The sequence below is a fragment of the Rhodococcus sp. P-2 genome, from assembly GCF_016598535.1.
GTDB lineage: Bacteria > Actinomycetota > Actinomycetes > Mycobacteriales > Mycobacteriaceae > Rhodococcus_F > Rhodococcus_F baikonurensis.
Genome location: NZ_CP066779.1, coordinates 2,485,438 through 2,506,159, shown reverse-complemented (window position 1 = coordinate 2,506,159; position 20,722 = coordinate 2,485,438). Strand labels below are relative to the sequence as shown.

Annotated in this window: 22 protein-coding genes; 12 read left to right on the top strand and 10 right to left on the bottom strand. The window is 63.3% G+C overall.

Annotated features, from left to right (window positions below; all coding sequences use genetic code 11):
* Window positions 1-4: 4 nt before the first annotated feature.
* Window positions 5-778, bottom strand: coding sequence for a class II aldolase/adducin family protein (locus tag I7X09_RS11930; protein ID WP_095972079.1), 774 nt, complete (start codon window positions 776-778; stop codon window positions 5-7).
* Between the two features lie 133 nt (window positions 779-911).
* Here I7X09_RS11930 and I7X09_RS11925 point away from each other — a divergent pair, with 133 nt between their 5' ends.
* Both I7X09_RS11925 and I7X09_RS11920 read left to right on the top strand, forming a co-directional pair.
* Window positions 912-1,964 carry an ABC transporter substrate-binding protein gene (locus I7X09_RS11925; RefSeq protein WP_234036888.1) on the top strand — a complete coding sequence of 351 codons (1,053 nt, stop codon included), beginning with the start codon at window positions 912-914 and terminating at the stop codon, window positions 1,962-1,964.
* Between the two features lie 46 nt (window positions 1,965-2,010).
* Entirely contained in the window at window positions 2,011-2,730 is a 720-nt protein-coding gene (locus I7X09_RS11920; protein WP_166808986.1) for a dienelactone hydrolase family protein, read from the top strand.
* Here the strand turns inward: I7X09_RS11920 and I7X09_RS11915 are convergent, their stop codons facing one another.
* Complete coding sequence (locus tag I7X09_RS11915; RefSeq protein WP_166808987.1) at window positions 2,731-3,456, bottom strand: SDR family NAD(P)-dependent oxidoreductase; 726 nt, start codon at window positions 3,454-3,456, stop codon at window positions 2,731-2,733. It lies immediately after the preceding gene.
* 72 nt (window positions 3,457-3,528) lie between these two features.
* Here I7X09_RS11915 and I7X09_RS11910 point away from each other — a divergent pair, with 72 nt between their 5' ends.
* On the top strand, window positions 3,529-4,065 hold the full coding sequence (locus tag I7X09_RS11910) for a MarR family winged helix-turn-helix transcriptional regulator (RefSeq protein ID WP_234036887.1): 537 nt from the start codon (window positions 3,529-3,531) through the stop codon (window positions 4,063-4,065).
* Here the strand turns inward: I7X09_RS11910 and I7X09_RS11905 are convergent, their stop codons facing one another.
* Genes I7X09_RS11905 through pcaH form a run of 6 tightly spaced genes read right to left on the bottom strand, consistent with a single transcriptional unit; the run spans window position 4,066 to window position 9,994 of the window.
* On the bottom strand, window positions 4,066-5,277 hold the full coding sequence (locus tag I7X09_RS11905) for an acetyl-CoA C-acetyltransferase (protein WP_124569135.1): 1,212 nt from the start codon (window positions 5,275-5,277) through the stop codon (window positions 4,066-4,068).
* 24 nt (window positions 5,278-5,301) lie between these two features.
* Window positions 5,302-6,126, bottom strand: a complete 825-nt coding sequence (locus tag I7X09_RS11900) for an IclR family transcriptional regulator domain-containing protein (protein WP_095972084.1) — start codon at window positions 6,124-6,126, stop codon at window positions 5,302-5,304.
* On the bottom strand, window positions 6,123-7,304 hold the full coding sequence (gene pcaDC / locus I7X09_RS11895; protein WP_200316949.1) for a bifunctional 3-oxoadipate enol-lactonase/4-carboxymuconolactone decarboxylase PcaDC: 1,182 nt from the start codon (window positions 7,302-7,304) through the stop codon (window positions 6,123-6,125). The genes I7X09_RS11900 and pcaDC overlap by 4 nt, the downstream gene beginning before the upstream one ends.
* Window positions 7,301-8,629, bottom strand: a complete 1,329-nt coding sequence (gene pcaB, locus I7X09_RS11890; RefSeq protein WP_200316947.1) for a 3-carboxy-cis,cis-muconate cycloisomerase — start codon at window positions 8,627-8,629, stop codon at window positions 7,301-7,303. Before pcaB ends, pcaDC begins: the two co-directional genes overlap by 4 nt.
* An 11-nt stretch (window positions 8,630-8,640) precedes the next feature.
* Window positions 8,641-9,282: a protocatechuate 3,4-dioxygenase subunit alpha gene (gene pcaG, locus I7X09_RS11885; protein WP_124569139.1), complete on the bottom strand. Its 642-nt coding sequence runs from the start codon at window positions 9,280-9,282 to the stop codon at window positions 8,641-8,643.
* Window positions 9,275-9,994 carry a protocatechuate 3,4-dioxygenase subunit beta gene (gene pcaH / locus I7X09_RS11880; RefSeq protein ID WP_166808992.1) on the bottom strand — a complete coding sequence of 240 codons (720 nt, stop codon included), beginning with the start codon at window positions 9,992-9,994 and terminating at the stop codon, window positions 9,275-9,277. The genes pcaG and pcaH overlap by 8 nt, the downstream gene beginning before the upstream one ends.
* 171 nt (window positions 9,995-10,165) lie before the next feature.
* Here pcaH and I7X09_RS11875 point away from each other — a divergent pair, with 171 nt between their 5' ends.
* Both I7X09_RS11875 and I7X09_RS11870 read left to right on the top strand, forming a co-directional pair.
* A complete protein-coding gene (locus I7X09_RS11875; protein ID WP_007730016.1) occupies window positions 10,166-10,912 on the top strand; it encodes a CoA transferase subunit A in 747 nt (248 codons plus the stop codon).
* Window positions 10,909-11,556, top strand: coding sequence for a CoA transferase subunit B (locus I7X09_RS11870; RefSeq protein ID WP_200316945.1), 648 nt, complete (start codon window positions 10,909-10,911; stop codon window positions 11,554-11,556). The genes I7X09_RS11875 and I7X09_RS11870 overlap by 4 nt, the downstream gene beginning before the upstream one ends.
* Window positions 11,557-11,619: 63 nt before the next feature.
* Here I7X09_RS11870 and I7X09_RS11865 read toward each other — a convergent pair whose 3' ends face one another.
* The gene (locus I7X09_RS11865) at window positions 11,620-12,498 is read right to left on the bottom strand and encodes an AraC family transcriptional regulator (protein ID WP_200316943.1); all 879 of its coding nucleotides are present in this window, start codon (window positions 12,496-12,498) and stop codon (window positions 11,620-11,622) included.
* Window positions 12,499-12,652: 154 nt separating this feature from the next.
* On the opposite strand from I7X09_RS11865, the gene I7X09_RS11860 reads away from it, so the two are divergent.
* From I7X09_RS11860 to I7X09_RS11845, 4 genes are all read left to right on the top strand, one after another.
* Window positions 12,653-13,225 (top strand): peroxidase-related enzyme, encoded by a 573-nt coding sequence (locus I7X09_RS11860; protein ID WP_095972090.1) that lies wholly within the window; start codon window positions 12,653-12,655, stop codon window positions 13,223-13,225.
* Window positions 13,226-13,358: 133 nt separating this feature from the next.
* Entirely contained in the window at window positions 13,359-15,053 is a 1,695-nt protein-coding gene (locus I7X09_RS11855) for a hypothetical protein (protein ID WP_200316941.1), read from the top strand.
* A complete protein-coding gene (locus I7X09_RS11850; protein ID WP_124569144.1) occupies window positions 15,025-15,642 on the top strand; it encodes a sortase domain-containing protein in 618 nt (205 codons plus the stop codon). The genes I7X09_RS11855 and I7X09_RS11850 overlap by 29 nt, the downstream gene beginning before the upstream one ends.
* 26 nt (window positions 15,643-15,668) lie before the next feature.
* Window positions 15,669-16,751: a M20/M25/M40 family metallo-hydrolase gene (locus I7X09_RS11845; protein ID WP_200316939.1), complete on the top strand. Its 1,083-nt coding sequence runs from the start codon at window positions 15,669-15,671 to the stop codon at window positions 16,749-16,751.
* On the opposite strand, the gene I7X09_RS11840 is transcribed toward I7X09_RS11845, so the two are convergent.
* Window positions 16,712-17,737, bottom strand: a complete 1,026-nt coding sequence (locus tag I7X09_RS11840) for a LacI family DNA-binding transcriptional regulator (protein WP_200316937.1) — start codon at window positions 17,735-17,737, stop codon at window positions 16,712-16,714. The two genes, I7X09_RS11845 and I7X09_RS11840, sit on opposite strands and share 40 nt — an antisense overlap.
* Before the next feature lie 234 nt (window positions 17,738-17,971).
* On the opposite strand from I7X09_RS11840, the gene I7X09_RS11835 reads away from it, so the two are divergent.
* The 3 genes from I7X09_RS11835 to I7X09_RS11825 are packed head-to-tail and all read left to right on the top strand — an operon-like array spanning window position 17,972 to window position 20,720.
* Entirely contained in the window at window positions 17,972-18,814 is an 843-nt protein-coding gene (locus I7X09_RS11835) for a BtpA/SgcQ family protein (RefSeq protein ID WP_124569147.1), read from the top strand.
* Window positions 18,815-18,816: 2 nt separating this feature from the next.
* A complete protein-coding gene (locus tag I7X09_RS11830) occupies window positions 18,817-19,716 on the top strand; it encodes a carbohydrate kinase family protein (RefSeq protein WP_095972096.1) in 900 nt (299 codons plus the stop codon).
* The gene (locus I7X09_RS11825) at window positions 19,713-20,720 is read left to right on the top strand and encodes a substrate-binding domain-containing protein (protein WP_019745494.1); all 1,008 of its coding nucleotides are present in this window, start codon (window positions 19,713-19,715) and stop codon (window positions 20,718-20,720) included. The genes I7X09_RS11830 and I7X09_RS11825 overlap by 4 nt, the downstream gene beginning before the upstream one ends.
* The last annotated feature ends 2 nt before the right edge of the window (window positions 20,721-20,722 follow it).

The following is a 20,722-nucleotide window of genomic DNA, read 5'->3' as shown; positions in this document are numbered from 1 at the left end:
CGCCTCAGTTCTTGTATTCCGGATCGATTCGATCGAGAAGGCGAAGTAGTGCAGCCCAGGCTAATTCGTAAGCCTGGTCGTCACTGAATTCGTCTTTCACCTCGCCCGCGAATTGTCTGGCGGTGTACTCCGCCAGTTCAGGGGAGGGTAGGCGCAGACTGCCGGAAGCCTGTGCGGCGATCTGGATGTCGCATGCTTTCTCCAGGTAGAACATTCGCAGAAATGCTTCCGACGCAGTCTCGCCGACAGTCAGCAGGCCGTGATTGCGGAGAATCAGCGCGGGGTGGGTGCCGAGATCCTTCACCAACCGCTCACGCTCGGCGGTGTTGAGAGCGATGCCCTCGTAGTCGTGGTAGCCGACCCGATTGTAGAACTCCATCGAGATCTGGTTGAGCGGCAGCAGACCGTCTTCCTGTGCTGCGACGGCGCAGCCGGCCTTGGTGTGCGTATGAAGGACGCACTGTGCGTCTGACCGCGCGGAGTGCACTGCCCCATGGATTACGAATCCTGCTGGGTTGACCTGATATTCGGACGGCTCGACGAGGTTCCCGTCGAGATCGATCTTGACCAGGTTGGATGCTGTGATCTCTTCGAAGAGTAGGCCGTACGGATTGATGAGGAAGTGATGTTCGGGCCCCGGAACGCGCACCGAGACGTGCGTGAAGATGAGGTCCGTCATCTTGAAGTGGGCGAGCAACCGGTAGACGGCGGCGAGTTCGCGGCGAAGTTCCAGTTCGGACTTGGCAATTGTTGGCGGGGTGGTGGCCGGCGCGCTCATGCGGTCTCCGTTTCTATGAGCAGTACAACTTCGTTTAAATATATCAATCGATATATTTAAACGTCAATGGTTGTCGTACACCGAAACGTAGGAGCCCCACGCGTGCTCAGGGTGGGCTAATCTCGCATTCGCTGTGCCCTCGGCGCGCGCAGCAGACGCCGAGAAGGAGAGTGCACACGTGTACGGAACGATTCGCGAATCACCGACGACCGCTGAACTTGTGGACCAGCTCAGCCGCCGTGGGTTCTTCGGCGTCGGCGCGGCGGCAGCGGCCGCCATCCTTGCGGGTTGTTCGACGACGTCAGATGCCGTAGACGCCGGCGAACAACGCGAGGTGATCAATGCGCTCGGCACCACCACGATCTCGGGAAAGCCGGAAAGGATCGTTGTTGCCAGCGACTTCACGGATCTGGAATTCCTGCTCTCGCTCGGCGTTCACCCAGTCGCCTACGGCAACACAGGATCGTGGGACCGCGGTTCACTGCCGTGGCAGAGCACCGCGGGAATAGCCGATCTCGAAAGCTTCGGCACCACAGGCGAAATCAATCCGGAAATCATCGCTCGTTACTCGCCGGACCTCATCATCGGTATGAAGACTTATCTCGAACCGGCAGCCGAGAGGCTCAGTCAGATCGCGCCGGTCGTAGCGCTGGACTGGACCACGTCGTGGCGTGACGGCGTTGCCACGGTCGGGCAGGCCGCTTTTGTCGACGAGGCCGCTACTGCAGCGATCGCCCGGACCGATGCCCTGATCTCCGACACGGCAGCTTCACTCAACGGTCTGGGCGGCAAGGCGATCATGATCGGCTCGATGTACGGCGATCAGTTATATGTGCAAGGGGATGCCAGTGCACCCGGGGTTCTGCTGCGAGAACTCGGACTCAACTATCGCGGATACAACGCCGAGCAGATGACTGCGCTGTCGATGGAACAGGCGGAGGTGCTCGCGCCCGCAGACATTCTGCTCAGCCTCGCTTCTGACCAGGAAGCCACGACGAGGTTCGAGAACTTCGCAGTTTTCCAGAACCTCCCCGCGGTGAAGGCGCGAGCCTATGCGCCGGTGGAACTTCTGCTCTCGAATGCTTTCGTCGACAATTTCGGTCCGCTGAGCGCGCCGTACGCCTTGCCGCAGCTCGCCGAGCTCTTGTCCGGACTTGCGGCGGGCCAGGGAAAACAGCTTCCCTGACCTCGCTTGCGAGCCTGTGGACGCCGTGTCGGCCTAGCATCGAGACATGGTGGACATAGATCTGACGGGCCGCGCCGCAGTAGTCGGCGGATCACAACCGCTGCGAGCGATACTCGAAATCCCCACTACCCCCGGCCCGTGGCCGGGGGTAGTGATGATTCACGAGGCTTTCGGGCTCGAGGAGGTGATGCAGCGTCAAGCCAAGCGGCTGGCCGCTGCGGGATTCCTGACGCTTGCCGTCGACCTCTACAGCGCGGGCGGGGCGAAGCGGTGCCTCGTGCCCACCATGACGTCGATGCTTCGAGGCCACGGCAAGGCGTTCACCGACATCGAAGTCGCTCGCAGCTGGTTGGTGGAATCCCCGGACTGCACGGGAAAGATCGGTGTCATCGGATTCTGTATGGGCGGCGGCTTCGCGATGGTCAGCGCCGGAGATTTCGATGCTGCATCGGTCAATTACGGTCAGCTTCCACGCAAACTCGATGAGGCCGTGGTGGATGCGTGCCCGATCGTCGGGAGTTTCGGAGGCAAGGACTTTTCGCTCCGGGGCGCGGCAGCGAAACTGGAGACGGCGCTCGACAATGCCGGTATCGAGAACGACGTCAAGGAGTACCCCACCGCCGGCCACGCGTTCCTCAACGACGCGGAGGCCGGACCCAAGGTGCTTCGTCCGTTGGAGCGCATCGTCGGAATCGGTCCCGATCCTGTTGCAGCGCAGGATGCCTGGAAGCGAATCGACTCGTTCTTCGAGCGCCACCTGGCATGATCAGCGACTGGTTCTCTCACCGCCGTTGACTGCCAATACCTGGCCGGTGATCTGCCGGGCGCCAGGTGAGGCCAAGAAGTGGACGGCCGACGCGATGTCGTCCGGCGTTCCGGCGCGCTTGGTGCTGGTGGATTCGATCAGCATCGCGCGACGCTCGTCCGTCAGAAAGTCTCGGAAGAACTCCGTGTCGGCGATGTAACCGGGGGAGACGATGTTCGCCGTGATGCCTTCGGGGCCCAGTTCGGCGGCCAGATCGACATTCCACGTCGCAACTGCCGCTTTGGCAGCGCCGTACGCTCCCGCGCCCTTGTCGGCGGCAATCGATCCGATGGTGATGACGGCACCGCCACTGGGGATTCGATCTCGAATTGCGGCTGTGGTCAACACCGCGGAGATGAGGTTGGAGTCCAGATTGGCACGCCACCCGGCGGCCAGGGATTCCAGATCTGACGGCGCTTCGCGATCGAAGTCCGTGTTACCGCCGGCGCAGTGCACCACGACGTCGATGGTTCCCGGAAGCGAATCCTGCAACCGCTTCAGGTCTTTCGGGTCGGAGTTGTCACACGTCAAGGCGTGAACAGCGTCGCCCAACTCCTCCGCGGTCTTTTCGAGTGTTTCCGTGCGTCGGCCGGTGACGAAAACTGTGTCTCCGTCTCGGGCGAACGCTGCTGCAACTGCGCGCCCGATCCCTGTTCCGCCGCCGGTTACCAGAACTGTGCGTGTCATGCCTACCTCCGTGAGCTACGTTTAGACCTATACGAAGAACGTATCATTTAGAGCTAAACGAGGTGTGCAGTGGTGGGCGACTACAACCCGGACGACGCGGTGGACGCGGTCGCGTTGGCCTGGCTTCGCGAAAGGCCGGGCACGCCGGTAGAGGGTATCGGCATCGTGACCAGGCTGTGGATGTGCGCCAAGCTGCTCGGTGAGGATCGCCGACGGGTACTCGCCTCGGCCGGTGCGGACACCGCGACTCTGGACCTGCTCAGTGTCCTGCGGCGATCCGGCGAGCCGTATCAGTTGACGACTCGCCAGATCACCGAGCAGACCGGAGTCACGGCCGGTGCGATCTCACAGCGACTCGCGCGCGCGGAGAACGCAGGTCTGGTGGAGAGGTCTGCATCCGAGGGCTCACGAATCGTTCTCGTGACACTCACTGCCGCCGGTCACGAGCTGGTGGAGCAACTGGTGGACCGAGTCCTCGGCCGTGAAGCCGAACTGACGTCGATTCTCACCGAGCAGCAGCAGGCCGAACTGACCGAACTGTTGCGTGTCTTTCTCGACGGTCTACGCGGCGAACTCGGTGACCCCGGCGTCGCGCACGTCGGAGCTTGATCAGGACAGGCGCTCGAAGACCGCAGCCAGGCCCTGCCCGCCGCCGATGCACATCGTCTCGAGGCCGTAACGCGCTTCGCGACGGTCCATCTCGCGCAACAGGGTGGCCAGGATTCGTCCACCCGTGGCGCCGACCGGATGGCCGAGGGAGATGCCGGAGCCGTTGGGGTTGATGCGTGGGTCGTCGGCCTCGAGCTTCCAACTCTGCAGGACTGCGAGTGCTTGTGCCGCGAAGGCTTCGTTGAGTTCGATGACATCCATGTCCGCCAGGGTCAATCCGAGGCGGCCGAGTGCCTTCTCCGACGCCGGGACGGGACCGATGCCCATGGTGCGCGGGGGAACGCCCGCGACACTCCAACTTGCCAAGCGCGCGAGGGGGCGCAGTCCGAGTGCGCGGGCCTTGTCTGCGGTGGTGACGATCGCCAGTGCTGCGCCGTCGTTCTGGCCGCTGGCATTACCTGCGGTCACGGTGGAGTCGGGGTCGATCTTTGCGCGCATGGGACGAAGGCGCGCAAGCGATTCCATCGAGGTGTCGGCCCGCGGATGCTCGTCGGTGTCGACGATCAGGGCCTCACCCTTGCGCTGCGGAACGGATACCGGAACGATTTCCTCGGCGAAGACGCCGTTCTTCTGGGCGGCGACTGCACGCTGATGCGACTGCACCGCGAGTGCGTCCTGATCCTCTCGGCTGATGGAGAACTCGGCACGCAGGTTCTCTGCCGTTTCGATCATTCCGCCGGGAACCGGGAATTCGCGTCCACCGGCTGTGACGCGGGCACGAGCGAGACGATCGCTGAGCGCAACACCCTCACCCTTGACGCCCCAACGCATTCCGGTTGCGTAGAACTCGGCTTGGCTCATCGACTCGGCACCGCCCGCGAGGACCAGGTCACTGCCACCGGACTGAACCTGCATGACGGCCTGGATGATTGCCTGCAATCCCGACCCGCACCGGCGATCCACCTGCATGCCGGGAACGTCGACACCCAGACCGGCGTTCAGCGCCGCGATGCGTCCGATCGCCGGAGCCTCACCGTTCGGCGAAGCCTGGCCGAGAATGACATCGTCGATCTCTGCGCCGGAAATGCCGGTACGCGTGACGAGTTCGGTGATCAGCGTCGAGGCGAGATCTTCCGGAGCGACGTCACGGAATACCCCGCCGAAGCGGCCGACAGGGGTGCGGAGGGGCTCACAGATGACAACGTCAGGCATTGGTTCTTCCTTGGGTATGCCCGGTCAGCGAGTAGCTGCCGAGTGATTGTTGGACGACTGAGTACGTCCGAGATCGACGGAGATGGCGTCCGCGGTGGCGACTGCGGCCGGAACCAGTTCACCGCGAACAGCTTCGGCGCTGTAGCGGGCGGCTTGGGTGGAGATGTTGACGGCCGCGACCACGTCACCGGTTGCGTCCCGGATCGGTGCGGCGAGCGAGCGCAGACCTTCTTCGAGTTCCTGGTCGACTATCGCGAACCCGTCGGCGCGAATCTTCTCGAGTTCGGCGCGCAGTCCGTCGGCGGTGGAGATGGTCTTGCCGGTCAGGCGGGCGAAGGACACGCGGGCGAGGTAGGCGTCCAGTGCGTCGTCCGGCAGGCCGGCGAGCAGAACCCTGCCCATGGACGTGGCGTACGCGGGAAAGCGTGTGCCGATGGTGATGGACACCGTCATGATGCGGCTGACCGGAACACGGGCTACGTACACGACGTCGTCGCCGTCGAGGATCGACACGGAGGTGGATTCACGGACCTTGGCGGACAGGGCTTCCAGATGCGGCCCGGCGATCTCGGGAAGGGACAGACTGGAGAGGTAGCTGTAGCCGAGTTCGAGGACTCGCGGCGTCAACCAGAACACCGAACCGTCCGTACGTACGTATTCGAGTTCGACGAGTGTGAGCAGGAAGCGGCGAGCAGTCGCACGCGTGAGATCGGTGTGCCTGGCAACCTCGCTGAGGGTGCGACGCGGGTGCTCACCGTCGAAAGCCTTGATGACGGAAAGCCCACGGGCCAGCGACTGCACGTAGTCCGGGGACGGTCCCGGCGACTGCTCGCTGCTGTTCTCACTCATGTTGCCTCGTTCTCCTCAGGTTCGGCCGAGAGGTCCGCGAGTGCTTGCTTTCCCAGCGCAAAAGCCAAGTTGCTGTTCGGCACACCCGCATAGACCGCGGTATGGAGAAATACTTCCACGAGTTCGTCGGGATCGATCCCGGCACGCAGTGCAGCGCGAATATGCATGTCGAGTTCGTGTTCGTTGCCGACGGCGGTGAGGATCGCGAGAGTGAGGAGTCGGCGAGTGTGGTGATCGAGGCCGGGGCGTGACCAGATGTCGCCCCACGCCGTGCGAGTGATGAAATCCTGGAACGGGGCCGTGAACTCGGTGGCACCGGCGATGGAACGGTCGACGTGGGCGTCGCCGAGCACCTGACGTCGTACGGTCATGCCTGCCGACACCGCGGCGCTCCGTTGGGCGAGCGCAGATATGTGCGAGGCAATATGCGTTGCAAGCAGTTTGGTGACGCGCCCGGCCTGTTCGACGTTGGCCAGGTGTGCGCCGGGATCAACGACGTGTAGTACCGCATCGGCGATACCCTCGGCGATCGCGCTCAGCGTCGCCGGAGGTGTGGACGGATCCTGCTCACCCGCGACGAGGAGCGTCGGAGCGACGATGCGGGCCAGGTCGGCGCGGCCGTCCCACACCGAAAGTGCCTCGCAGCAGGCGGCATAGCCCTCGTCGGGTGTGGCTTCGACCATCGCGACGTGGCGGGCGACAAGTTCCGGATCGTTGTCGGCCAGTCCCGGGGTGAACCAGCGTCCGACCACGGCGGCCGCGATGGATGCAATACCGTCCGCACGGACAGCCTGCGCACGCTCGATCCACGGCTGAGCCGGGGCGAACTGCGAGGACGTGCACATCAAGGTCAAGGTCTCGACGCGAGTGGGGTGGTGCGCGGCGATCCACTGGCTGACAGCGCCGCCGAGGGAGAGCCCGACCAGATGTACGGACTCGAGTTCGAGCGAATCGAGGAGAGCGATGACATCGCCGCCGAGATCGGCAATGGAATAGGGGCCGGCGGGAACCGGTGACTTGCCGTGGCCGCGATGGTCGACGGCGATGACGCGGTAGCGATTCGACAGCGCGTGAATCTGCGGCTGCCACATGGACAGATCGGATCCGAGTGACCCCAGGAGAACCACTGCGGGAGCATCAGGATTGCCGGTCTGTTGAAAGTTGAGCGCGACGCTCATCGAGATCCTCCTGTAGGGCGTTCGGCGAGGGCGCGGTCGACCAGATCGGTGGCGTGGCCCAGATAGTGTGCGGGGTCGAGCAATTCGGCGATCTCGGTTTCGCTCAGGTGTTCTGCGACAGCGGGATCTCGATCCAGTCCGACCCCGGAAGTGGCTGCCGCGGTGACGATGTCGCGCGCTCGATCAGTGTGTGCGGACAGAGCCTTGGTGACACGCTCGGCAAGAATCAGGCCACCGGTGATGTCGAGATTGCGAGCCATCGACTCGGTGTGTACGTGCAGACCGGTGAGGCTGACGGAAAGCTGGTGCGCCGCTCCGCCGGCCAGGCGCAGGAGATCGGTGACTGTTTCCCACTCGGCGTGCCAGGGGCCTGCAGCGCGAGCGAATTCGTGATCCATGTTCGACAGAGCTGTGGCCACCAGTGCGGGAGTGCGTCGCGCTGCTGCGCGGGCGGTGATCGCGGCAACCGGATTCTGCTTGTGGGGCATGGCCGATGAGCCGCCCGGAGCGCTCTCGGCGACCTCGGACAGCTCGGTGGACGCCATGACGGTGATGTCGGTGGCTGGTTTGGAAACGGCGCCGGCGACGATACCGAGTGTGGTCGCGAGTTCTGCGATGGTCACGCGGTCGGTGTGCCACGGAGTGACCTGCCTGGCCAGGCCGAGTTCGTCGGCCAGCGCGTCGGCGATCCTGAGCCCGTCGGGATACAGAGCAGCGAGTGTTCCCGCGGCTCCGCCGAATTGAACCGGTAACGTGGACAGCACGATCTCGAGGCGGATTGCCGCGGCGTCGAGTGCGGTGAACCAACTCGAGGCCAGTAGCCCGAAGGTGGTCGGAAGTGCTTGTTGGCCCAGGGTTCTGGCGACCATCGGAGTGGCGCGATGGATGCGAGCGAGGTGGGCGGCGGAATCGGCGGCGCGGGTCAGATCGGCCAGAACCACCGCGCCTGCGCGTCGCGTCAACAGCATCAGCGCACAGTCCATGATGTCCTGGCTGGTGGCGCCCGGGTGCACCACGGAGGCAGGCACACCTTCCTGTCCGACCCTTTCACGCAGCATCTTCACCAGTGGGATGACGGGATTTCCGCCGGCGGCCGACGCGCGGCCGAGCGCCACGATGTCCAGGCCGCCCGGTTGTGAGAGTTCAGCTGCAGCAGCCGCCACCGCGGCGCAATGTTCCCCGTCTGCCAATCCGACTGTGGCCATGGCACAACTCAGTGCGGCCTCCACGTCGAGCAACGCGGTGACCCACGCCTGGTCGGACAGGTGCTCCGATACTCGGGTGGCCCCGAACACCGGGTCGAACAGTGCGCCGCGAGTGGGCATGTGTACTCCTCTTACAGCTCGAAGAAGGGCGTCTCGACGCCGTTCGCGTCCTCGTCCTGAACATAGACCGTCCAGGAGTACCCACCGTCGACCTTGGTTGCAACCAACTTCGCGCGTTCGGTTTCGCTCAGTGAGGACAGCACCGGATCTGTTGCGTGTGCGTCGGCGTCTTCGGGGAAGTACAAGCGGGTGACCAGGCGGTCGAGCATGCCGCGAGCAAATACCGACACGTCGACGTGTGGCGCCTCGTTCACGTCAGCTTCGGTGGGGAGCGCACCGGGCTTGACTGTGTGGACGAGAGCTGTGCCCGTGGGATCCGCTGCGCTGCGGGCGAATCCGCGGAAACCGGCGGGAGTGAGCTCTACTGCGCCGCGGGGATCGTCCGGATGGTTGAAGCGTCCGAGCGTATCGGCCTGCCACGTTTCGATCATCGCGTCGGCGACGGGTGTGCGGGCGCCGTCGATCACCGTGATGGCCAGCGTGATTCGTCCGGGGGCATCGGCGGGGGCGGCGTCGGGGCCGTCCGTCCAGGGGAGGCCGATGTGCCAGTACGGTCCGACGGTCTGGGAGGGCGTGACACCGAAGGGGGCAGTGGTGAAGTCGCCGGGGACGACCGGATAAGTGGGTGCGGGCTTCGCGGTGTGATCAGTCATCGTGGTCTTCCTCGTTCTCGAATACGGAGGCATCACGGCCACGCAGGACGATGTCGAAGCGGAACCCGAGAGCCCAGTTGGGGACTGTAGCGTCGTAGTCGAAGACGCTGACCATGCGATGGCGGGCCTCTTCGGGCACTGAGTTGTAGATCGGGTCCTGAAAGAACATCGGATCTTCGGGGAAGTACATCTGTGTCACGAGGCGCTGCGTGAAGGCCGTGCCGAACAGCGAGAAATGGATGTGTGCCGGTCGCCAGGCGTTGTCGTGGTTCATCCACGGGTAGGCGCCAGGCTTGATCGTGGTGAAGCTGTAGTGGCCGTTCGCGTCGGTGACGCAGCGACCCAGGCCGTTGAAGAACGGGTCCAGCGGCGCGGGCCAGTTGTCCCCGGTGTGGCGGTAGCGCCCACCGGCGTTGGCCTGCCAGACCTCGAGCAGGGTGTGGGGGACCGGCTTTCCGTCGCCGTCGAGTACGCGGCCGTGGACAACGATGCGCTGTCCCTGTGCTTCGCCGCCGTTGGCAATGGTCAGGTCGTTTTCGCCGGCGCCGACGCGATCTTCGCCGAACACCGGTCCGGTGAGCTCCGTGAGCCGCTGGGGGAGCAGCTTCAGCGGTTGCTTCGGGTGGCGAAGGGAAGTCGTCTTGTAGTCCGCGAAATCGGCCGGGGCGTTGACGCCAGTCGGCCGCTGGTACCTCGGCGGTAGATGCAGCATAGGGAACCTCGTCGTTCGGTTACGTGAAGTTGTTCGCAATGTGTACATGTGTTGCGCTCTGCGAACAGAATAGGTCGTAGATGTGACCCAGGCAATGCCGGGGGGTGAAAATGTTCGTCATGCGGACGGGGGTTCACAATACGTACGCGTCGCGCTACTGTGATCGACATGATGGACAAAGTCATTCCCACTGCTGCCGAGGCCGTCGCCGACGTGCCGGACGGCGTCACGATCGCTGTCGGAGGATTCGGGCTCGTCGGAGTGCCGGAGATCCTCATCGATGCGCTCCTCGAGCAGGGCGCGACATCACTCGAAACGGTGAGCAACAACTGCGGCACCGACGGGTTCGGGCTCGGAGTGCTCCTGGAGAAGGGGCGTATCCGTCGTACCGTCAGCTCGTACGTCGGCTCCAACAAGGAGTTCGCGCGTCAGTACCTCTCCGGTGAGCTGGAAGTCGAACTCACGCCCCAGGGCACGCTCGCCGAGCGCATGCGTGCCGGGGGAGCGGGCATCCCCGCGTTCTTCACCCCGGCCGGTGTCGGCACCCAGGTTGCCGACGGCGGCCTGCCACTGCGCTACGACGGCAACGGCGGCATCGCAGTTGCCAGCCCGCCCAAGGAAACTCGTGACTTCGACGGCGTCACCTACGTGATGGAACGCGGCATCGTCGCCGACTACGCACTGGTCCATGCCTGGAAAGGCGACCGGCACGGCAACCTCGTCTACCGCGCGAGTACCCAGAACTTCAATCCGGCAGCAGCAACGTCGGGACGCATCACCATTGCGCAGGTCGAGCACCTCGTCGAGCCAGGTGAGCTCGACCCCGCCGAGATTCACACGCCCGGCATTCACGTTCAGCGCGTTGTCCACGTCGGCCCCGTGACGGTCGGCATCGAGAATCGGACGGTACGAGCATGACTTCTGTACTACCCACCAAGCTCACCCGTGAAGAGATGGCGGCGCGCGTTGCGCGCGAACTCGAGGACGGACAGTACGTGAACCTCGGCATCGGTATGCCGACGCTGGTTCCGAACTACCTCCCGACCGACATCACCGTCGTATTGCACTCGGAGAACGGCGTTCTGGGCGTGGGGCCGTACCCCACCGAGGACGAACTCGATCCCGAGCTGATCAATGCGGGCAAGGAGACCATCACCGTTCTTCCCGGTGCGTCGTTCTTCGACTCCTCCGCGTCGTTCGGCATGATCCGCGGTGGTCAGGTCGACGTTGCCGTGCTCGGTGCCATGCAGGTCAGTGCCACCGGAGACCTCGCGAACTGGATGATCCCGGGTCACATGGTCAAGGGCATGGGCGGCGCGATGGATCTGGTCCACGGCGCAAAGCGCGTCATCGTGATGATGGAGCACGTCTCGAAGAAGGGCGAGCACAAGATCGTCGAGGAGTGCTCGCTTCCGCTGACCGGTAAGGGTTGCGTCCAGCGAATCATCACCGACATGGCCGTGATCGACGTGACTGACGACGGTCTCCGTCTGGTGGAGACGGCGCCGGGCATCGGTGTCGACGACGTGGTTGCTGCCACCGGAGCGAAACTGATTCTCTGACAGTCTGTTTAATCTGAAGGCTCAGCCGCCGGGTCGTGACTTCCATCCGACCCGGCGGCTGCTTTAGGCGCCGTTGTCGTTCAATTCGCTCTCGACCGGAATCCAGAGCTCGAACCGGGCGACTGTGAAATCGTCGTTGTATTCAGTACGCATGATCTCGGGACCAGGTACGGAGCGAAAAGGGTTGGCCGGGAACCATTCCGTGTAGATATCTCGCCACAAGTACTGCACAGATTCGATTGCCGACCCGTCGGCGGTGAACACGGCCCACGTGTGTGCGTCGACCGTCAGTACGTCGAAACCCATGGGTGAAGGTTTGCCGGTGACCACTCCCAGGTAGTAATCCAGTTCTGTGCCTTCGGTTCTGGGATGCGCCACATTGTCGACAACACTGACGATTCCCGCCGGATCCTGATCGGACAGCTCGCGCAAACCGCGCAGCGCAACCTTGTCGACGGAGCGGGTGAAATCTTCGATCGCAGAATTGGGACCTTCGTGAACCAGCGGAACCCGGGCTTTGAATCCGACGACGGTCAGGGCAGGTTTTTCCACAAGCATGTAGTCCATCGGTGTGGCTCCTTCCAACGTCACGTGAATGACAAGTTTCGGTTGTGATTTGAGAACGGCGGGAGCACGTTTGACCGCGCCGGGGCTCACTCCGTGAAATGCGGTGAACGCTCGTGTGAAGGCTTCCGCGGATGAGTAGCCGTATTTCACGGCGGTCTCCAACACCCCTGATCTGCTGACGGACAACTCGGCGCCGGCCACGGTGAGTCGACGTCGACGGATGTATTCGGATACGGGAATGCCGGCCAGGGCCGAGAACATCCTCCGAAAGTGATACTCCGAGGTGGTTGCCAGCCTTGCCATCTCGGCTGTGTCGATCTCGCCGCGCAGATTGCTCTCGATGTACTCGAGTGCGCGGTTCAGTCCGTCGATCATCGTGTCTTCCTGTTCACGGGTTTCACGCTACGCAGATCGCTTGGGTCGTACCCGACTATCCGTGCCCGAAAAAGTAGGGCAGGAAATGCATCTGGACAACTCAGTTAATCATCATTATCTTGAATCGAACATCGTTGGTTGACCAGGAGGCACAGTGAGCACCCGTTTTCCGCAGGCCGAATTGACCGAGGTGCCCGAGGACATCGCCACCAAGATTCTCGAGATCCAGGAGAAGTCGGGGTTCGTGCCCAACGTCTTCCTGATGTTCGCTCGGCGCCCGGCCGAGTTCCGGGCATTCTTCGCGTACCACGACGCGATCATGCTCAAGGAAGATTCCGCGCTCACCAAGGGTGATCGCGAAATGATCGTCACCACGATCTCTGCGGCCAACAAATGTACGTACTGTGTCGTCGCGCATGGCGCGATTCTGCGGATTTACGAGAAGAAGCCGCTGGTCGCCGATCAGGTTGCGGTCAACTATCGCACCGCAGAGATCTCCGATCGTCAGCGCGCGATGCTCGACTTCGCCACGAAGGTGAACTCCGCCTCGCACGAAATCGCCGACGCCGACTTCGATGCCCTCCGTGAGCACGGCTTCGGTGACGAGGACGCGTGGGACATCGCCGCGATCACCGCCTTTTTCGGCCTGAGCAACCGAATGGCGAGCTTCTCCGGCATGCTGCCCAATCCTGAGTTCTACCTGATGGGGCGCATTCCGCGATCCTGATTCCCGCGCGTCGAACAGCAGCTCTCAATTTTTCGGACCGACCGGTCGTAACGTCTGGGGTTCAGCTGACGAAGTAAAGGCTGTCCACGCCGGAATTGCCGTCTTCGTAAAGAAGGCCGAAAGGTTGAGCGCTATGTCGGAGAAGTCCATCGCCCATTCTCGGAGGGTCCGCTCTGCGGCCGCCGGTGCCGTACTAGCTCTCGGATTGGCGGTGGGCGGTACGGGAATTGCATCGGCAGAGCCGGAAACCGTGTGTACTCCGAGCGCTGATCCGCTGGTGACCTGCGCCGAGGAAGAGGCAGCTGCCACCACCGACGCCGACCCGGCGACGAGTACCGAGACCACACCCGAGAAGGTTGAAGCCGGGGTCGCGGGCGCGGGCAGTGTCGAAACCGCAGGTACGGACGCCGCAGCACTGGCCGAAGCCGAAGCAAAAGCCAAAGCAGCAGCCGACGCGGCAGCAAAGGCAGCCGAAGCAGCCGCGACGGCGGGGGTCGACTCGTCCGCAGCGACAGACACTTCGGTGAAGGCGACCGAGGCAATGACTCAGGCGAGCGTCGAGGCAACCAAGGCGGCGGTCGAATCGACCAAGGCCAAGGCGGAGGCTGGGGCCGCGGAACAGTCTGCCAAGGAAGCCGAAGAGGCGGCCAAGGTTGCGGAGTCCGCTGCGGCCGATGCGAAAGAGGTAGCAAAAACAGCTCAGGCAGAAGCAGACGCTGCCGCAGCCAAGGCTGCGGAACTCGAGGAGGCTGCGAAGGCCGCCGGTTCGGGGACCAAGACCGAAGAAGCGGCACAGGCTCGCGCCGAGGCAAATGCTCTGCAGGCCAAGGCAGACGAGGCGAAGGCCGCCGCGGATGCAAACGCCAAACTGGTTGCGGACAAGAACAAGGAGGCCGACGAAGCCTTCAAGAACTGGGACATCGCGAAGGGACTCGCCGCAAAGGCTCAGGCGTTGGCCGCAGCGTGGAACGCCAAGCAGCTCGCGATCACCGTCAAGGAAACTCAGAAGGTGGCCACCGCCGCTGAAACCACGGCCAAGGCAGCCGAGTCCGCAGCAGCAACCGAGGTAGAAGCTGCCACCGCCGCCCGTAAGGCTGCTGATGAAGCGGCAGCCACCGCAGCTTCCGCATTGAAGGACGCCGAGGCTGCACAGAAGGCTGCGGAGACGGCACAGGCCGAGGCCGATGCTGCGGGCGAGGCTGCCACCGACAAGCGAGCCATCGCCGACGAAAAGGCCGCCGAAGCCGCCAAGAAGGCCGAAGCTGCCGAGGCGGCGAGCAAGAAGGCGCAGGATCTTTACCTGGCCGCCGAAGACGCGAAGGCCGCAGCCGACGCCGCAGCAGCAAAGGCCAAGGAAGCTCAGGCCGCCGCGGCCGCAGCAAAGGCCGAAGCGGATGCAGCGCAGAAGATCGTCGACGAGCTCAAGGCAAAGGGCGAGAAGGAGATCGACAACGGAACAGGCATCGGCGGTGAGGTGATCATCGGTGAGCACACCGACGACGGCTCCGGAGTCACGAAGGTCGACGAGACCACCGCTGTAGTGAACAAGACCGGCGTCAAGCTGGTCGGCTACTACAACAACAAGGGAGCCTTCAACGTCGTCGACTACTACGTCACCGATGCCGACGGCGATGCGGCACTCGCCGGAAGCCTGCCCCCGGTAGACCTTGCTCTCGGCGACACTGCAAGCAGCACCAGCGGTAGCAGCAGCTCCAACCTGCCGGCTGTACTGATCGGCGTCGGAGTCGTAGGCGCTGCCGCCGCAGCAGCTACGACGGTGGTTGTTCGTCGCAAGCGTCATGACGGTACAGGCAACACGTCTGCGTAGCGCCGGCCTCTCGGCGGTAGCGATCCTCGCACTCCTCGTTTCCGGATGTTCGGGCGAGAACGCGGGATCGCTACCCGATCGCTCGCCGGTGCAGTCGCACATCGCGGCTGCACCGGCTTCGGTGACCGTCGATCCGGCAGAACCTGAGCGGATCGAGTTGAGGTCTGCGTCCGGGGTCACGTACCTGAGCAGTCCGTTGCACTCGGAGAAACTGATGCGCGGCGGCGAGAGTGGGCAGCAGCTGAATCCGGTCGACGAGCTGCCGGTGTGGTGGGGTGAGAGCGGAATGCCGGGAACGTCGACCACACAGACCGTTGTTGTCGTCGGCCACAACTTCACCACTCGCGAAGCACCGTTCCGGGCGCTCCGGGTGGTGGAGCCAGGAGATCACGTCCTGCTGAGCACACCGAACGGGGTGCTCGAGTACGACGTCGAAACCGTCGGGCCGCTGCACAAAGGTTCGCTGCTGGGCACTCACGAGTTGCGTGAATCGGTTCCCGGGCGGTTGATCCTCGCCAATTGTGATGTGGTCGAAGGAGAGTCGACCGACGATAATTACGTTGTCATCGCCCAGCTGGCAGCGCACTGAATCCGTGGGAGTGCAAGAATGGGTTCATGGATTCCCTCGGACTTCTCTCGGAACTGGTGGCTCTCGACACGGTCTCGGGGAAGGCCGCTCCTCAACGACGGGCGATGGATTCGATTGTCTCGTTGGTTCTCTCACGTGTGCCACAGGCGAAGGTGGAGTCAGACCTGACCGGCAATCATCCCTGGGCCTTGATCACCAACGAAGCAGCACCCTCGGCGGCAAGACTGTTGTTCGCCTGCCACGTCGACACGGTGCCGGTGGGCACTGTCTCGGACTGGGAATTCGACCCGTATGCCGCGCAGGTCGACGGTGAATTGTTCCTCGGCAGAGGGACATCGGACATGAAAGCCGGCCTTGTCGCCGCTACTGCCGCGGTTGTCGACGCCTTCGAACGTGGAGTCCCGGTCGCACTACTGCTGACGAGCGACGAGGAAATCGGGTCGCTCGGGGCCGTTCGTTCGGCCGACGCCGTAGCGAATCTCGAGGTCGGGGCCGTCATCGTTCCCGAGGCGACAGGAAATCAGATCAACCTCGGGCACCGTGGTGCACTGTGGCTCGACGTGTCTGTCAAAGGGAAAGCCGCGCACGGGAGTACGCCGCAGCGCGGAACAAACGCCGTCCTCAAACTGCTCGACGTCGTCGACCGAGCTCGACGTGAGCTTCCGCTGTCGTCCGACGCGTTTCTGGGCGCAGAAACCTGGAACCTCGGCTTGGTCGGTGGGGGTTCGGCTCCGAACATCGTGCCGGACAGTGCCCATGCGGTGATCGATCATCGCACGGTGGGAGACGGAACCGACCTGCTCGCTTGGTGGCGCGCCCAACCGGAAGTCGACTCGGTGGAGACGTCGATTCACCTGGGAGGTGTGCGTACCGACGCGTCGGACTCGTGGTTGGCCACCCTGCCGATCCCCGTTGCAACCGAACCGGTTTCGTACTTCACCGATGCTTCGGTACTGGCCACGGCCGCCCCCGGAGCTCCCGTCGTGATCTGGGGCCCTGGCACTCCCTCGTTGATGCATGCGGCGAACGAAAGTGTCAAGGTGTCCGAACTGGACGATGCGATTGCGGCCTACGGTGCGGTTGCCGCTGCTTGGCCGACGGTGGACTGACGGACAATCAGTTCAGGAGCAAGCGCAATGTGGGCTGTCGACTCGGAAGAGTTGTTCATCGCCTGATCCAGAAGTCGCACAGCTTCTTCCGCGATTCTCTCCTGCGGCTGCCCGACGGTGGTCAACGGAGGGTTGCACAACTCGGAGAAGGGAATGTTGTCGAAACCCGTGACCAGAACGTCGCCGGGAACGTCGATGCCCAATGAGTGGCAGGTCTGCAACACGCCGAGTGCGATCAAGTCGTCGGCGCAGACCAGAGCGTCGGGACGAGTTCTGCCGGTCAGGATGGTGTTGGAAGCCGTGCGCCCCCACTCGATCGAGTACTCGCCGAGTTGTGTCCACTCGTCACGAGTTTCGATTCCCATTCGATCCGCGTGGCGGAAGAAGCCGGCCCGGCGAAGTTCTGTTGACGAATTGGTCAGTTCGGAACTGATGAAGGCGGCCGATCGCGCGCCACGCTCCGACAGATGCTCCATCACCAGGGATTGAGCGGCGTCGTCGTCGACACCGACCCAGTCCGTCTGGGTATCCATGGCAAACCGGTCGAGTTGAACGACCGGAAGCGTTGCCGCGCTGGCTCGGACTGCTTCGGCACTCAATTCGCCGTGGCACGGGCTGATGATGATTCCGTCGACTTGCCGGGAGACGAGCGACTTGAGCCGCTGCGCTTCCACGTCGGGGTCGGAACGAGAATCGCACAGGAACAGTTGTAGTCCGCGCTGAGCGAGGACGTGTTCGACGTTGACCACCAGCGAGGTGAAGAAGGGGTTCGCGATACTCGGAACCACCATTCCGACAGTGTCCGTCCGATTACGACGCAGTGAGCTGGCGATGATGTTTCCCGAGTATCCGAGAGAATCCGCGGCTCGTTTGATCGTCGCCGCAAGCTCGTCCGAGACAGGACGGGAGCCGGACAGTGCCCGCGAGACGGTGGCAGTCGACACCCCGGCCAGTTCCGCGACATCGCGAATGGTCGCCTTGCGCATGCGTCCCCCGTTTTCTGCTCGATTCGGGTCCGAGGTTATCGAACCGCACGGTCCAGTGTCCCGCATGTAACGCGATTGAGGCAATCGTTTACAAATTCGAATTGTGAAAACCTTGACATAACCCGGTGCTGATCGCATAACCTGCTAATTCATCAAGGCAATCGATTACATCGTGTGCAGATCTTGTGCATGGACATACAGCGCAAATCTTGCGCATGGAATGGGGTAGCTGAAGTGACCGCATCACCGCTCGGAGTCTTTCCGCCCAAGCCCTCGGCGTTGGCAGAGATGTTCACCGGCACGCCTTCTCTCATCGGGGCCATTCACCTCCCAGCCCTGCCGGGCAGCCCGCACTACACCGGGCAGCCGGTTTCGGAGATTGCCCGCTTCGCTGTGGAGGAAGCACACGCGTACATCGACAACGGTTTCGACGGCGTGATCGTCGAAAATCACTGGGACATACCGTTCCTCAAGCCCGGCGAACACGGGTACGAAACCGCCGCCAGCATGGGAGTCATCACGGCAGCGGTGGTCGGCGAGTTCGGCAAGGCCGTCGGCGTCAGCATCCTGTCCAACGCCGGCGAGTGCGGAGTGGCCGCAGCGTGGGCGGCAGGCGCGAGTTTTGTGCGCGTCAATCAGTGGGCCAATGCCTACATTGCCAATGAGGGTTTCATCGAGGGTCAGGCTGCCAAGACGACGCGCTTCCGTCATCGCATCGGCGCCGACCCGGTCCGGATCTTCGCTGACGTGCACGTCAAGCACGGTGCGCATGCCATCGTCGCGGACCGCACCGTCGCGGAACAGACCGAAGACGCCGAGTTCTTCGACGCGGACGTCCTGATCGCGACGGGTTCGCGCACCGGTGACGCCGCTTCGGTCGACGAGGTTTCCGTGATCCGAGACAACACCGTTCTTCCGGTGATCATCGGATCCGGCATCACGGCTGCCAATGTCGCAGCGCTGATGAAGGAATGCGACGGCGCGATAGTTGCATCCTCGGTGAAGGACAATGGACGCTGGTGGGGACGGGTCGCAGGCGAGAAGGTCCGCGAACTGTCCCGGGCCGCAGGAAAGTAACCATGATTGTCTTCTGTGGATACGCCAACAACGATGTGACGGTACATGTCCCACACGTACCGGTACTGGGGGAGCGCGTTCAGGCAACGGCCATCAGTCAGATCGACGGTGGAATGAATGCAAATGCTGCGGTATCCGCGGCCAGAATGGGCGCGCAGGTGATCTTTGCCGGTGCCGTGGGCCCGGACGCGCGGTCCACCGAGTTTCTCGAAGCCCTCGAGGCAGATGGCGTCGACACCAGTTGGTCGCCGCGAGATGCGTTCCTGTCGACGGCAGTAGTTCTCATCGCGCAGGACGGCGATCGCTCCATCATCAGCCAGGACGACCCGAACGATGCCGAACGCATCGGTGTTGTGGTCACCAGATTGGCCGCTGCCGGCGGTGGACGGCTGTTCCTCGACGGATACCGGGCGGAGTTTCTGCCTGATGTACTGCCGGGAAGCGTAAGTCTGGTAATCGATCTGGACGGTTGTGAAAACAAGGCCGCGGCGCTCCGCGCGTTCGCGCTCGCCGACCACGTCGTGGTAGGGCGTGCCCTGTGGGAAGGCGAGTTCGGAATCGCTTTCGATCAGTGGCAGACGCTGGCTGCCGAGCACAACACCCACCTGCTGGTGACCGACGGCTCACGAGGTTGGACACTGGCCACACCGGACGGCGAGGTGACGAGCGAACCGGCAGTAGTGGTCGACGTCGTCGATGCAGTCGGGGCCGGTGATTGCTTCGGCGGTACGTACATCGCTTTTGTCGACGCCGGGCGCTCACCGGTGGACGCCGCACGACTCGCTGGGGCATCGGCTGCATTGGCGTGCGCCACCGCCGGCCCCCGCGGATGCCCCACCCGAGATGAATTGGACAGCTTCACAGCAACATTGACCCCTCACACCCTTTTGGAGACTCGATGATGAAACGTGCATTGCCTCTGGCGCTGGGAGCTGCAGTCGCGCTCACGCTCACCGCTTGTGACTCGGCTTCGTCGAGTGACTCGAAGGACGCATCGGGTGGCTCGTCCATCCCGCAGCCGACCCGGGTCGCCGAAAGCTGTGACGGGACGAACGGCAAGCTCAAGGTCGGTCTGGTGACCATCAACCTTCAGGCGCTGTACTTCAACCAGATCAACAATGCCGCGAAAAACGTCGCGGACAAGGCAGGCGTCGACCTGCAGATCATCAGTGGCAACGACGATTCCGTCGCGCAGGCCAACGCCTTCGACAATCTGATCGCCGCCGGAGTCGACGCGATCATCGTCGATGCAATCGACACGGACGGAATCAAGCCGTCGGTGGTCAAGGCCAAGAACGCGGGCATCCCCGTCGTCGCTGTCGACGCGACCATCGACGATCCGGCACTGTCGACTCAGGTCGGTACGGCCAATGCCGAGGGAGGTGCCAAGATCGGAAACACCTTGGCCGACGTCGCGAACAACACCGGAACGGTCGGTATCGTCGGCGCGCTCAACAGCACTGTCCAGTTGGAGCGGCAGAAGGGCTTCACGGAGACCGTGACCGGCCGCGGAATGACCGTCGGCACCGTCGTGGACGGACGTAACATTCAGGAGAACGCGCAGACTGCGGCGGAGAACCTGCTGACCGGCGGTGGCGACATGAAGTACGTCTACGCAACCGGTGAGCCTGCCTTGATCGGACTCGTCGCGGCGGTCAACAGTCAGAAGGCGCAGGATCGCATCGAAGCAGTCGGTTGGGATCTTTCGGATCAGGCGGTCGGCGGACTCAAAGCCGGTTGGCTTAAAGGCGTGGTCCAGCAGAACACCTTCGAATTCGGCCACGAGGCAATGAATTCGGCAATCGACCTGGCTTGTGGTCGCGGCGCTCCGGCGAACATCCCCGTCCCCACCCAGATCGTGACCCCGGAGAACGTAGCCGACTACATGTACTACTTGGAGAAGTAATC